This window comes from Ruegeria sp. CE6 (assembly GCF_056537485.1).
Map to the genome: position 1 here is coordinate 456527 of NZ_JBQFRR010000001.1, position 13414 is coordinate 469940.

The 13414-nt window shown below is 50.9% G+C and carries 11 protein-coding genes and 1 tRNA gene; 6 read left to right on the forward strand and 6 right to left on the reverse strand.

What is annotated here, in order from left to right:
- Positions 1-5 precede the first annotated feature (5 nt).
- Positions 6-992 (reverse strand): 2-hydroxyacid dehydrogenase, encoded by a 987-nt coding sequence (locus ACR0DK_RS02195; RefSeq protein WP_170392503.1) that lies wholly within the window; start codon positions 990-992, stop codon positions 6-8.
- A 169-nt stretch (positions 993-1161) separates the two neighbouring features.
- Between ACR0DK_RS02195 and ACR0DK_RS02200 the strand changes: the two genes are divergently transcribed.
- Positions 1162-1650: an SH3 domain-containing protein gene (locus tag ACR0DK_RS02200; protein WP_480735681.1), complete on the forward strand. Its 489-nt coding sequence runs from the start codon at positions 1162-1164 to the stop codon at positions 1648-1650.
- A gap of 27 nt (positions 1651-1677) precedes the next feature.
- Here the strand turns inward: ACR0DK_RS02200 and ACR0DK_RS02205 are convergent, their stop codons facing one another.
- Entirely contained in the window at positions 1678-2187 is a 510-nt protein-coding gene (locus ACR0DK_RS02205; RefSeq protein ID WP_170401952.1) for a ferritin, read from the reverse strand.
- A 370-nt stretch (positions 2188-2557) separates the two neighbouring features.
- Here ACR0DK_RS02205 and ACR0DK_RS02210 point away from each other — a divergent pair.
- Positions 2558-2632: transfer RNA gene (locus ACR0DK_RS02210), tRNA-Gln, on the forward strand.
- Between the two features lie 907 nt (positions 2633-3539).
- On the opposite strand, the gene ACR0DK_RS02215 is transcribed toward ACR0DK_RS02210, so the two are convergent.
- The 4 genes from ACR0DK_RS02215 to ACR0DK_RS02230 all read right to left on the reverse strand — a co-directional run bounded on the left by ACR0DK_RS02215 (position 3540) and on the right by ACR0DK_RS02230 (position 9621).
- Positions 3540-6512: an HD domain-containing protein gene (locus ACR0DK_RS02215; RefSeq protein ID WP_480734673.1), complete on the reverse strand. Its 2973-nt coding sequence runs from the start codon at positions 6510-6512 to the stop codon at positions 3540-3542.
- Between the two features lie 887 nt (positions 6513-7399).
- A complete protein-coding gene (locus ACR0DK_RS02220) occupies positions 7400-7618 on the reverse strand; it encodes a hypothetical protein (protein ID WP_170594387.1) in 219 nt (72 codons plus the stop codon).
- Between the two features lie 120 nt (positions 7619-7738).
- A complete protein-coding gene (locus tag ACR0DK_RS02225) occupies positions 7739-7882 on the reverse strand; it encodes a hypothetical protein (RefSeq protein ID WP_480734674.1) in 144 nt (47 codons plus the stop codon).
- Positions 7883-8286: 404 nt separating this feature from the next.
- Positions 8287-9621 carry a tetratricopeptide repeat protein gene (locus ACR0DK_RS02230; RefSeq protein WP_480734676.1) on the reverse strand — a complete coding sequence of 445 codons (1335 nt, stop codon included), beginning with the start codon at positions 9619-9621 and terminating at the stop codon, positions 8287-8289.
- A 99-nt stretch (positions 9622-9720) separates the two neighbouring features.
- On the opposite strand from ACR0DK_RS02230, the gene ACR0DK_RS02235 reads away from it, so the two are divergent.
- The 4 genes from ACR0DK_RS02235 (at position 9721) to ACR0DK_RS02250 (ending at position 13388) form a co-directional block, all read left to right on the forward strand.
- Entirely contained in the window at positions 9721-9939 is a 219-nt protein-coding gene (locus ACR0DK_RS02235; RefSeq protein ID WP_170519419.1) for a hypothetical protein, read from the forward strand.
- Positions 9940-9963: 24 nt separating this feature from the next.
- Positions 9964-11430: a guanitoxin biosynthesis MBL fold metallo-hydrolase GntH gene (gntH, locus tag ACR0DK_RS02240; RefSeq protein WP_480615033.1), complete on the forward strand. Its 1467-nt coding sequence runs from the start codon at positions 9964-9966 to the stop codon at positions 11428-11430.
- A 14-nt stretch (positions 11431-11444) separates the two neighbouring features.
- On the forward strand, positions 11445-12425 hold the full coding sequence (locus ACR0DK_RS02245; RefSeq protein ID WP_170402051.1) for a CobW family GTP-binding protein: 981 nt from the start codon (positions 11445-11447) through the stop codon (positions 12423-12425).
- Between the two features lie 165 nt (positions 12426-12590).
- Entirely contained in the window at positions 12591-13388 is a 798-nt protein-coding gene (locus tag ACR0DK_RS02250) for a transporter family protein (protein ID WP_480734679.1), read from the forward strand.
- Positions 13389-13414 lie beyond the last annotated feature (26 nt).

The window sequence follows — 13414 nt, forward strand, 5'->3', positions numbered from 1 at the left end:
ACAGCCTAAAGCATTGCAGGCACAACCTGATCTGGCGGGCGATGACCGTCTTCGAAGGTCTTGATGTTGATAATGACCTTCTCACCCATCTCGATCCGACCCTCAAGCGTAGCCGAGCCCATATGAGGCAGCAGCACCACATTCGGCAATTGCCTGAGGCGTGGGTTCACATCCGTGCCCTGTTCATAAACATCCAGACCAGCGCCCGCGATCTCACCGGCGCGGATCATGCGTGTCAGGGCGTTCTCATCGACGACTTCACCGCGTGATGTATTCACGATCACGGCCGTGGGTTTCATCAATTTCAAACGCCGCGCATTCATCAAATGAAAGGTCGAAGGGGTCGACGGGCAGTTGATCGAGATGACGTCCATCCGCGCCACCATCTGATCAAGACTATCCCAGTAGGTCGCCTCCAGTTCCTGTTCAATCTCGGGGCGCAACCGGCGGCGGTTGTGATAGTGAACCTGCATTCCAAACGCGCTTGCACGTCGCGCAACGGCCTGCCCTATCCGGCCCATCCCAAGAACACCCAAGCGGCGACCACCGACCCGGCCACCCAGCAAGGCCGTCGGGGCCCAACCGGCCCAATCGCCCTTTTGCATCACACCTAACCCCTCGGGGATACGTCGTGTAACCGCCAGGATCAGAGCCATAGTCATATCTGCAGTATCGTCAGTCAGTACTCCTGGTGTGTTCGAGACAAGGATCCCGCGCTGCCTCGCCGTCGCCACATCAATATTGTCGACACCGGCACCATAATTGGCGATCAATCGCAATTTCTCACCAGCCTGCCCCAGGATACCGCCATCAATTGTATCGGTTATCGTCGGAACCAGCACATCTGCTGTGTTCACTGCCGCCACCAGCTCTTCGCGAGTCATGGGATCGTCGGTGTCACGCAGTTTTACATCGAAAAGTTCGCTTAGCCGTGTTTCCACCGCTTCGGGCAACCGTCGCGTAACGACAACACTCAGACGTTCTCTTGGCACCTTGACCCTCCTACCGCTTTGCAAACTGCCGCGCGCCATGGCATCGTGGCGCAGGATTACACGGGGCACAAGAACCCCTTGGGCATCGTCTCAACCTTTTTTGCATACGATCCACAGGCATAAGAGCAGACAGGCAGTGAGTGCTAGTTTTTCAGTGAACCGCCATTTTGTGGTGTCGATATCGGTTTTCCTGCTCGTGCTCGGCGCAGTGGCCGTGTCCGCGCAGGAAAAACGCGGTCCAGTGACGAATCTACCGCTTCCGCGATATGTCTCGATGAAAGCCGCCGAGGGTAATGTCCGTCGCGGCCCTTCGCTGACTCACCGAATCGATTGGGTGTTCAAACGCCGTGGGATGCCGCTGCAGATCACGGCCGAATATGGAAACTGGCGCAAGGTTCAGGATCGAGACGGTGCCGGGGGTTGGGTGCATTACGCGCTGCTTTCAGGTGTGCGGACAGTTCTTATCGAAGCGGACTTGCTGCCGGTTTACGCGATGCCTGATCCCAAATCGCAGGTGAACGCGCAATTTGAAACCGGCGTCGTCGCCCGGCTTGAAAAGTGCTCACCCGATTGGTGCCGCATCTCGGCAGGCGGCTATCGGGGCTGGACCCTGAAAAGCAATCTTTGGGGGGTCGACCCCGCCGAGATTCGGGAATGACGTACGTGCGCAACAGCGCCGACTGAGCTACTCCGCGCCTGCAGCGCTGCCGCGTTTGGCCAGTTCCTGATCCAACAACAGCAGGTTCCATCGGTCCCCGCTGGCCGCCTTGGCCTTGTCCAGGATCGATGTGAACAGGTCTTCTTCCTCTATCTGTTCGGCCAGGAACCAGTTCAGCATATTCTGTGTGCTGTATTCTTTGACCTCATGCGCCAGCTCAAACAACGCGTTGATCTGGCCCGTCACGGTTTGCTCCTGCGCCAACGCCTGCTCCAGTACATCAACGGGTGATTCATAGTCCGTTTGCGGTTTTGCGATGCCGTCGAGATTTACCCTCCCACCCCGCTTGGCGATAAAGTCGAATATACGCATTGCATGGGTTTCCTCTTCGGCAGAATGCCCCCGAAACCAACTGGCGAATCCTGGCAGATCCTGCGCCTCAAAATAAGCCGACATCGCCAAGTAGGTGTACGAAGCGTGGAGCTCATTGTTGATCTGCTTATTCAATGCTTCTGCAACTTGCGGGTTCAATTTCATTGCTCGCTCCTTTTTCGTGCTGGTTAGCGGACTTTATCTAGCTAGGTCCGAAGCCAAAGACATTCAACTGATAAAGGTAATTTTTATCGCTATTAATCAATAATTTAATCCAATTCTTGTGCTATTGAAACGCAGTCGCAGGAACGAGCGTTGTAGCGCATTGCGGATTGTATCTCGCGACCGCAAAACCAAGGATTGCCAATTGGATTTTCGTTTTAGAGATCTAGCTTCGCCTCAAACAATCGCCTGACCAATACTCGACCATCCCGACGATCCAACCGCCATCAGACTAAATTGCATATCCACATCAAAATTGTCCAAAAAAGCCCTTGAACCCTGAAAGCAACAGTCGTAGATAGCCGCTCACCGTTGGGGTGTAGCCAAGTGGTAAGGCAGCGGTTTTTGGTACCGTGTATCGTAGGTTCGAATCCTACCACCCCAGCCATAAAATTCATTACATTTCAATCACTTAACCCATAGTCGATGTCCGGGTTGTCTCGACGCCGCTCAGATTCTGCTGGGTATTTCTGGGTGAAAACTGGGGGAATGGGAGTAAAAAGTAAAAATACAGCATGCTAAAGTATTGTTTTTATTAACTTATTTAAACCTACGATACACGGTTGCAACAACAAATGTATCGTAGGCAAACGCATCATCATTTCGCGTCACGAAGCCACTTTTCGATCATCTTATCCAACAAATCCTCTCTATACCTTCTGTATTTACCCACCCTAACACTCGGAAGTTGCCCACGATTTGTCCGGTTATCGACCCAAGTCTTATTGACGTCATCCATGCCAAGAGCATGAAGTTTTTTAACAACTTGGTCCGAACGTAGAAGCCGCACATGCTCCTTGGGTTTTCGCGTGATTTTTCGGTTCATCTTACATTCCTCTTGCTTCGACAAGAGCATTCTAAACGATGGATTACTATTTAAAATGAAAGTGTTAGTGACAAATGAGGTCACTTTTTCTCGCATAAATGGAGACATTCAACTTAAAGTCGACTCGGGTTTTAATGGTGCCACGTTTTCAGAATTTAGACAAAGGCCGCTAGGCGTTCTGGCAGTAGCTCACGTTGAATTTCATATCGGCAGACCATTGCTTTAGGGGTGTCCTACACAAGTTGTTGGGGGAATTTCCCCCACGCTGAGAATGGCGGTGATACTGAAAGATGGAAACTGAGGTTCGGCATCAGTCGTAAGGTGAGCTGCTCCGGCACTCTTCCTGAGAGTGGTCGAGAGCGAACCAACCGTTATAAGCCCAATTTTCAAGAAAAGGCAGTCAGTGGATCGTGCCACCCACCGACTCAGCGTTATTAGGCGGAAGCTTCAACAGCGGCAGTATTTGCCGCTAGTCGGCATTTTGACTGTTTTCGGCTTTTTTCCGTTCGGCCGCTTTCATTCGCCGCTCAAAAACCTCATATTTTGATCCGAGCTTGCCAGACAATAGGCTTTGCAACTCTGCCAACTCACTGGCCTCGCGAGGAATGTATGGTTGTTCGATGAGTTCCATCCAGCGATCAAGAACGATTTTGTCATTGCTTTCTTTTACAGAGAAACTTTGAGTGGACAGTCGGTGCAGGCTGACCACACAAGTGTTCTTGCCATCCCTTTCTAAGTCCGCGCGCCAATCTCGAACGCCTTGCGGCTCAGAAACCGCTCCTGCCGACTGAACTGACCATCCGTCCAATCCGTCGGGTCTCAAGTTATCCAAGAGCTTTAGCGCGTCTTTGCCGGGTTTCATATCTCTTCGGATCAAATCCACGAAGGCATTGGGAACGAAAACCGTTTGAGCAATGGTAACCTTTTCGACGAACTCTATTGCTTCTCCTTGTAGGACTCTCGAAACCCTGCCCTTCATTTTGAACTTTCTCTGGATGAAATCAGACTCGCCATCGTGCAAGTAGATCGACTTGCTCGGCAAAGCTTCCAATACACCTTGGAAGCGGCGGAAGTCGGATGGTCCACCGTGGCGACAGAAACAGAAACTCGGGTCGTATTGCTTCAAGAATTGCTGTTCATTTAGGACAATCCCATCTGAACAATTTAGCCACCTCGGCTCAGTCTTCCCGTAGCTCTTGGATTTCAACCCTGAGTATCGCGGGAACACATCTGTGCCGTTAGTCGCCATTTGCCAAATACAGTTAAACAGAAACTCATCTGTTATCTCCTGCATCAGCTCAGCGCTAAATGGTAGGCTCGATGCAGCGTATGTGCTTCGCTGCAAATTGAGTGCAAATGCGCCCGAATTGTCTCCAACTGAGAGGCAAGGTTCGCTGAAGATGCCTGACCTAAGGTTTACACCAGCTTCACTAGATCGACCACTGTAGTATTGGTTCCCTTTTCCCGAAATTCGAATTTGGTTGACTGCTAAACCCACGGCGCCATCAGCGTAAGTCCAGTTCACCTCAAAGTCGCGCGCTTCAAAATAATTCCAAGGGTCTTGAAACGCTGTATTTTGCGCGGGCAGAAGACACTTCTCGTCCCAAGGCAGTTGCGAACCGTCGACCGTGTAAGTCAATTCCGGATAGGTGCCAAAGTACTCACCAATCCCATTTTGCTTACCCACTTGAGGCTTGCGGCCAAAAGGTAGTAACTGCCCTACACTCGTCTGCAATCTCTCAGGTACTTCTATCCTGATTTTTGTCCCAACTTCACAGTTCCCCCGCGCGACATTGATTGACGAAGTCTCAATGCCGGCGGAGAATTTCAAACCGTTCGGACTTGACTCAGAGTAGTGGCGGGTCTCGACCGATATTTCGTCGCCCAGCAAAAATGCCGCTAAAGCACCTACCCCGAATCTACCACTTCTTTGCACACGACTGGAACCATCAGATTTTTCGAATTTCGCTTTCCAGGCATTTGAACTCCGGAATGAAGCCCCCGCCTTCAGAAAGTAGTTTTGAAGTATCTCTGACGTCATCCCGACGCCTCGGTCAGTAATTGAAATTTCTGTAACTTTCCTATTCCACAGAGATATACCGTCTCCATCAGTCACGAAATCCACTTGAACATCTGAGGAAATATCTGATCTTTTCTCTATATTCTCGACAGAACCTTGGTCGACGAGGCTATCCAGCTCTTTGACGGCATCTGTCGCATTTTGGATCAACTCTCTTAGACCAACATATACTTGGTTGGCATAAAGAGGACCAACCAGCAGTTTCAAAAGGTCGCTACCAGCGGTCGTGAAAGCAATTTGCTTTGGAATATAGTCAACGGATTTTGCGAAATCGCTGAGGCTATCAATGTTAGATCTGAGCCTGCGAATTCTAAGCCCAAGCTTGTTCAACCCACTGTGAGCCTGCAGCCCATAGACTTCACCCAACACCGCCCAAGACGTATCCAGCTCTTTCTGGAGGTCAGTCAGCCAATACTTCAACCGTAGAAATGTCTCAACGTCTTCTGGCTTTGCAGTGATATCAATTGCTTCTGGATCAGCAATGTTATTGATGTCAGTTACACATTGGTGCACCGACCACTCGCGGGTTGAGACTGGGCTTTTCAGTTTGGAAACATCTGTTCGCGCAGATGGTGCACGAGCACTTTGAATTTGAAGGTAATCAGCCACTCTCAAAAGAACCATAAGGTAGATCGGGTGCGAAGAGCGCGTTTCAATTACATTGTTGTAGTTACGCTCCAAGTAGGGAAAAGTGTGCCGCAGGGACATCCCATGGCTTCTGGCCACTAGTCCACTGATATCGCTTACGAACAATTCTGTACTGTCATTGACACTACAAAACGAAATGACAGCGCCATCCTTCGCTGGCATTCCGTGTAACGCAATTTCATGAGCCAATCGCGGGTGATGGCGACGCAGAAACTCTCCAACTAGTAGATAGTCGAATTCGTTCCATGGATCATCAAAGGATGGAAAAGTCGTCACTGGCTGATAGTTCGGCCCAAAGAGGTCCTCGAGTTTCTTCGCATCAAAGCGGCGGGCTTCTGATAAAAAGGACTGCCAAAGCTCGTGCCAAGGCACGTCGTCGAAGCCGGAGATCGGCCTCATTGGTCCGTCTGGATCGACGAGTGTCTTGAAACCATCTTTGCTAAGATGCATGCCCAGATCGTGCAGCATTACTGACGTGGTCAGAATCGCTAAGTCCACGTCAGTCATGAGGTCCATTGACTTTTCGGTAGCTAGATCAACCGCTGTCTCAAGTACTGCCTCGAAGTGGGAAATGTCATGATCTGTATATTCTGGAAAGAAGACCATGGTATTTGATGAAATATGGTTGGCGACCCGTGCAACTGCGCCTTTTACGTAAGCATCTAGCGCGTGGTTGTGCTTAATTCGCTCAAGAATAACTTCGCTAATTTTCATTGATTTGTTTATGTCCCTTAACCTTTGAGGCGAATATGAACAATCGTGGGTGGATTTGCCAGCCGGAGTCTTGCTTATTGGTAGTGCTGTCGTTCGTGCCAAAAGTGATGATCTTCGAAATCCAATTTTCAAACCAGCTTTCCAACGGAATTCGAGCAGCGTGCATCAATGACAAGCGAGAGGACTTGCACAACGGTCAATCAAAAGAAGTCCGTCTAAAGAGCTATCTAAACACATCTGAAGGCACAGCGCTGTTTGGATTATTTGTGCGACAATGCCTCAGAAACCGACGCAGCTCATAACTGACAGGCGCACACATTCGAGCAGCCCCTCCCTAGCAAAATAGCGGCTACCAAGTTGTTTGCATCCTAGCTGCGGACGAAAAGCTCTCAACGTATCGATTCTACAGGTACGAAATCTGATTTTCCGACCACAAAACCGGTGTTAATGTTTAGATTGAAAGCGCTATATTTAGTGGGGGTTTTTCCCCCAGTTTTTGATCCTGCGCTACATTAAATGATGCGCAATGTAACACAAACATAGCAAAAAGGAGGTACGTGTAAGCAAAACCGCACACATGCCAAGTTCGCCTTGCATAACTTACTGAACTTTAAGTGAATATTTGGCAAGATATACTGGCCTGTGTCACGTATACTTACCTTTTGGTACCGTGTATCGTAGGTTCGAATCCTACCACCCCAGCCATGATTTCCCGGAAATCACATACCGAGAAGTTGCACGCCGATTATAGCGTGTTTTCAGCGACTTAAGATCCAGCAATTTCAACTGAGACCCGAGCGTGTGCGCAACAGTGGTCGATTTCCGACCACAGTCCCGGGTCGCGATTCCGACGGTACGAGTTTGGTGTGTTTCGGAGAGGCGGCAGATCAGAGGGCAGAGAAGCGCTTGTGTTGATATGACCAGATCACCGGGAATCCCGACTTGATCAGGTAGTCCATTGTCAGGCCATCAGTTTGTTCGCCTGAATCGATGGCATCCAGAGCATCAGGCACCAGCATGGCCAGATCGACCACATCCTGCACCCGGCGTTTGGAGCTACCTTCTTCTTGAACGATTTCTGAGAAAGCTCTGCCATCATTGATCATCGCCAACCACCGGCGCGCCTTCACAATCCGATAGACTGTGCTTTTGTCAGATCCTGATCGCTCAACAGTATGTCCTGACTTGCGCATCATCGAAATCGCTGCGCGTGCTGAATGCGGTTGTTAGCCAAAGGTGTTCCGCATCTGCGCAATCGTGGCACCTGACTTGCGGCACAGCTGTTTCTGTAATTGTTGCTGACGCGTCAGTTTGATTCGCGCGGATTTGGCAGGCGATTTATTGATTTCTGTATCGGATGAAGTTGTCATTTATGTCTCCACTCTAAGGACACAGGCTGATCCTGCGCCATGTACTGAGCGGAGCCCGGCTGTTCCGGGCAAATATTGGCGATTTCAGTACCGCTTTCTTACGGACCAAAGTCCAGACAATTTCGGCAGATAGAGCCACTACCGCCATTAGTCACTTTATGAGTTCTAGCTGATGCAGCAAATTGGCCACCAAACTGCCGTTCGCTGCATCAGCAACACTGCGCCTCATGAGCGGCGGCTATGCGCGGCAGGCAGACTCTGCAAGTCTGCAATGTCCACCCTCAATCCACAAACGGCGTAGTCCGGTTCAATCGCCGATTTTATCGGCATCTTACCCTTTCGAAGCGGAACTATTTGAATAGATTTTGACGCTCTTTTCGAGGCAATAGTCGCGATACGTTTCGTCAGTATCTGCTCAGTGCCTCTAGTATTATGTTCCGCGTATTGATGTCGTTGTGGAAAATCCTGTCGGCGAGAAATTCGGACGGAAACTCAGGCCATGTCCTGCGCATTTCAGCAACGAGCCGTCGTGCTTCTTCTGAATTTCCCAACTGATCGTGCGCAACGGCTTGGAACAAGAGCGAAGGAGCACTGACTGGCGCTCCAGCAGCTGGCGCTCCCTGAAAAGCTTCAACAACATTTTCGTAGTTCCCGAGCATAAGTTGCGAGACGCCCCAGATGTTTCTCGCACCAAACCTCCCGGATCCTGATTTGGGTCTATCCGGGTTGCTAACCTCGGCGGCAAATTCCGGGGCGTTAGCCAAGATGGCGGTGATACCTGCAAGGTCGAGAATATGGCCATCATTCGGCGCCAGTTCGACCGACATCCTTGCGTATTTCAATGCCTCGTTTGGCTGGTCTTTGACAGCCAGCACCCAACCGTTTGCGCTGTTTGCCCAGGCGTCGGCCGGGGACAATTGAAGCGCTTTTTCAGACATTTCTGAAGCTTGATTGGAGAAATCATCCCTTTGTGATTCATCCGGCGACAACACCGCCAAGATCGCCAGGACCTGCGCTGATCCGGCATAGCCGTCGGACAGAGCCGGGTCGAGTTCCATCGCGTGCTGGAACATTCCCAGTGCTATCTGCTGACGTTTGACATCAAAAACGGGAAAAAACATGCCTCGTGCTTGGTCTGCAATGTTGGCCGCCTGGAGTCTCGTCAATGATTGTTCACCAAGCGCCACACGTTCTGCTTTCTCAATGGATCGAGTTGTCGGCACAACCTCCCTGTTATCCTGGTTCATCCAGATGCCAAGCACAGCGACTAATGCAACAACACCTAGTCCACCAGGCAGCAGTTGCCGCGAACGCCAACGGCCAACTGGATTGTCGCTCTTCAGTTCACTTGATGTACGGTCTTCGATTGTAGATTCGTATGAAAACCGCGGCTTGTATCCGCCGGGATCAACAAAAATGCGAACTCCGTTGCCGTCCCAGTGATCTTCGTAGAACTGATGTAAAAGACGACGCAGTCGCCTAGCCTCAACGCGAACTAGGTTTTGACCACCAGTACCATCTATGCGCCGCCCATAGACCTCAACAGCGATAGCTTTGCCTCTAATCTGAGCGCTTCGACCAGATAGAGTTTCCTCGACTATATAGGTGAGAAACTGCGTGAGTCGGGGTGAAGCTTGAAACCCGTCGCTTGATACAATTCGACTCAGAGCTTCCCGGATGAGTTCCGAAGAAGGTTGGCCAACTTGTTGATTTATTGGCAAATCGTTTGATTTGTTCAATGTCAACTCACCCCCAACTCACGGTGACTCACTTGGCCTTTGTGGTCAACCGTACTCATCTTGATTTGAGAATAGATAGTGGGCGTCGGGATTTTTCCAGTGACGGTGGACCTGATTGAAGAAATTCCGGAACTTTCCGATGTGCTCTCGAGGCGCATCGAAACGGATGCACTACTCGGCGAGGTCATCGAGGATCTGAAGAAAGCATCTGCGTTTTCGAAAGACGCATCGATCACGGCCTCAGAGCGCGCCGAATGGGCCCACATCAAATCTGAACTCATCAACGAGCTTCGCAGGATGTTGAAGCGCAACCTGTGAGATACTCTAACTGAGGACCAATCCATGACCAAGGAAGACAATAGAAAAGACCAGGACGACAAACAGGTTCAGGCGTCAGATCAAATTGAAGACCCGTCGCGGCGGAGTGTTCTAAAGGGCTTGGCCACTGGAGCGGCTGCCACAGGGGCAGCTGGGTTTGCGGCAGGAAGCGCCGAGGCCCACGAAGGTGACGGCCCTCTAGGAGAAACACTCAAAAACCCATATGGTGGTCGACCCGCAGGTGGCATATCATTGCCGGAGTACTTCCGTCCGACGAAGTACATGACGGGTTCAAATGCGAACTATTTTCCGCTTAGTGAGGAGTTGGGGCCAGATGAGATGCGTATCTCATTCTGTGGCTCAACACCATATCCGCCGCGCGAAGATCAAGCGGGCACCTGTATTATGGTCGAGCTGGGTAACGGAAAAAGGTTCTTCTTCGATTTTGGATCCGGTTGTGTACGCAACATCATTGCGATGCAAGTGCCTGGGCAGTTGATCAACGACATCTTCATCTCTCACCTGCATGTCGACCACTATGCCGACATTCCGTATATTTACCCCTTCCGTGCCTGGTCGGGTGGCTACACGCCACTACGCATCCATGGGCCGTCAGGTCGAACGCCCGAGCTTGGTACAGCCGGTATGGTCAAAGGCATGCAACAGATGCTCAAATGGCATCTGGAGGCCTTTGATGTTTTCCCGATTGGGGACGGCTACGAGATCGAAGTCAATGAATTCGATTTCCGCCAGGAAGGTGGTATTGTTTATGACGAAGACGGTGTGACTGTTCGGTCTTGGCCGCGAAGTCATGCCAAGGACGGTGCGGTTGGTTATCGGCTCGATTGGAATGGTCTGAGCTTTGTTTGGACCGGCGATGGTCGCCCAGATGAGCTTTCACGAAAATACGGCGAAGGCGTTGATGTCTTTGTAACCGAAATGTCGGGGCAGGATATTGGTCAGTTGATGACCTATAAATACGGTATCCCACAAGATCTCTTTAACTACACTATCGATACGCATCACACCTCCCACTATGCCGTGGGTAAGCTCTTTGCTGACACAAGGCCGCGTTTGGGAATGGTGACACACTATACCCAGGATGAAGACATCGACGCTGAAATGCTGGCTGGTATTCGCGCCCACTATGACGGTCTGTTCCAATGGGGTCTCGATGTAGCCGTTGTGAACGTGACCAAGGATGCAATCTGGTACAGGAAAGCTGCACTGCCCGGAAAATCCGGTACAGTGCCACCATTTCGTGAACTGGCTGCGGCGGCCGAGGCCGGGCGTATTGAGCTTCCGGATGAAATCACATTACCGAACCCAAGACTCACTCGCGCAGACCAGCAAGACCAGAAGTATCGAGATATGGAGATCGATCCACGCGAATACTACCCAACTGACGTTTTCCGAGCACCCGGCGGGGACTGGCCGCAAGACTTTACCATCAGAGTTTCGGATGTAATCGGCTCGCGTGATGAAGACTGAGAGGAGATCGAACAATGATTGAATTTGGTTCGACTTCTGCGATCCCTGTTACGATCCTTACCGGCTTTCTTGGAGCCGGTAAGACGACACTTTTGAACCGGATCCTTACCGGCAATCACGGATTGCGAGTGGCAGTTCTGGTGAATGACTTTGGATCAATAAACGTAGACGCCGACTTGGTGGTTGGCCTCGAAGATGATGTGATGAGCTTGGCTAATGGGTGCGTTTGCTGCTCGATACGAGATGATCTGATTGAAACGGTAGAAGCTGTTCTCGCTCGGCCTGAGAAACCAGAATACATCGTCCTTGAAGCAAGCGGAGTGTCGGATCCATCGTCAATCGCCATGACGTTTACGGATCAACGGTTCCGGGACATGATCCGCTTGGACAGCCTTATGTGTCTTGTCGATGCGGAACAGCTATTTGCTGCGCCAGAACAAATGGAACTGAAGCTTCGTCAAATTGCGTTCTCGGACATGGTTATTTTGAACAAGGTTGATCTTGTCGACAGGGCCACAGTTCAGAAGGTGCACGACTGGCTTGGCTCTCGCTTCCGTCGCTATCGTCTTGTCGAAGCTGTAAACGCAGACGTCCCTCTGGACATACTTCTTTCAGTCGGTCGCTTTGCCGCCGAACAGCTCGAAACAGAAATACCCGATCATCACGAACATGGGCCAGATTGTGGTTGCCACCACTCTGATCACTCAGACAGCTTTTCTACGACCATGATGAAAGCTGAACGCCCAATAAGCCTGTCTTCCCTCCGGAGTGCAATTCGGAAGCTTCCGGGCGACGTTTATCGCCTCAAGGGTTTTGTTTTCAGCGAGGAGGATCCAGATCATCGCATTCTTGTTCAGGTGGTTGGAAAACGAATGGACATCGCACGGGATGGTGCTTGGGGTGACCGCAAACCCGAAACAAGGCTTGTCGCAATAGGCGCACCGGGGGCGCTCTCCGAGGATGTGCTTTCGGACACGCTAATGGAGACAGTCTGAAAGCCAGTTTCGACCAAGTATTTTGGCTATAAGTCAACTAGGTTGGATAATTTCATCCCGTTCGGCGGCGGCGGACTTTGAGTGGGCCATAGACGTCATTGCCAATCTGGCGATCTCAACTGCAAGCCACCCTTGAGAAAACGGCCAGCTGAAAGGAGACCGCCTATGAAACTAAGGTTGCTACGCTGCTCCATACTTGCCGGGGTTGGTGTCCTTTCTGGTACTGCGTGGGCAGAGTCCCAGGAAGAAGAACTAGCAAAGCAACTTGCCAACCCCGTGGCCGCTCTGATTAGTGTGCCATTCCAGCTGAACTATGATCAGAATTTGGGTGCCGACAGAAACGGTTCGCGTTGGATATTGAATGTACAGCCGGTTGTACCCTTTAATCTTACGGACGATTGGAACGTCATATCCCGAACAATTCTCCCAATCGCCTCCATAGATGGTGGCATACCGGGTTCTGGATCCGAGACTGGGCTAGGAGATACTGTTCAAAGCTTATTTCTTTCGCCCAAAAAACCAAGTGCGGGCGGTTGGATCTGGGGGGCTGGACCCGTTTTTCTGCTGCCAACGTCGACAGATAACAGCTTAGGTCTCGGAGAGTGGAGTGCTGGAGTTACCGGCGTGGCACTCAAACAACAGGGTCCCTGGACATATGGTGGCCTGACAAATCACATTTGGGACATTGATGGTGACACCGACATCAACCAGACGTTCTTACAGCCATTTATTTCCTACACAAATTCGAACGCGTGGACGTTCACTATAAACACTGAGTCCACCTACGATTGGGAAAACGATCAATGGTCTGTGCCAATCAACGGTGTTGTCACCAAAGTTACCCAACTCGGGGATCAACTTATTAGCGTAGGCGGGGGGATACGCTATTCGGCCGACGGCCCCGATAGTGGGCCCGATGGTTGGGGCGCGAGACTTGTAGCTACCTTGCTGTTTCCCAAATAGTTGAACCTTTCCTCAGAGAATATCGC

Bases quoted from the DNA above. Each gene is read 5' to 3' on its own strand.
- ACR0DK_RS02205 (WP_170401952.1), bottom strand. From the start codon at position 2,187: ATGAAATTGAACCCGCAAGTTGCAGAAGCATTGAATAAGCAGATCAAC.
- ACR0DK_RS02215 (WP_480734673.1), bottom strand. From the start codon at position 6,512: ATGAAAATTAGCGAAGTTATTCTTGAGCGAATTAAGCACAACCACGCG.
- ACR0DK_RS02220 (WP_170594387.1), bottom strand. From the start codon at position 7,618: ATGATCAATGATGGCAGAGCTTTCTCAGAAATCGTTCAAGAAGAAGGT.
- ACR0DK_RS02225 (WP_480734674.1), bottom strand. From the start codon at position 7,882: ATGACAACTTCATCCGATACAGAAATCAATAAATCGCCTGCCAAATCC.
- gntH (WP_480615033.1), top strand. From the start codon at position 9,964: ATGACCAAGGAAGACAATAGAAAAGACCAGGACGACAAACAGGTTCAG.
- ACR0DK_RS02245 (WP_170402051.1), top strand. From the start codon at position 11,445: ATGATTGAATTTGGTTCGACTTCTGCGATCCCTGTTACGATCCTTACC.
- ACR0DK_RS02250 (WP_480734679.1), top strand. From the start codon at position 12,591: ATGAAACTAAGGTTGCTACGCTGCTCCATACTTGCCGGGGTTGGTGTC.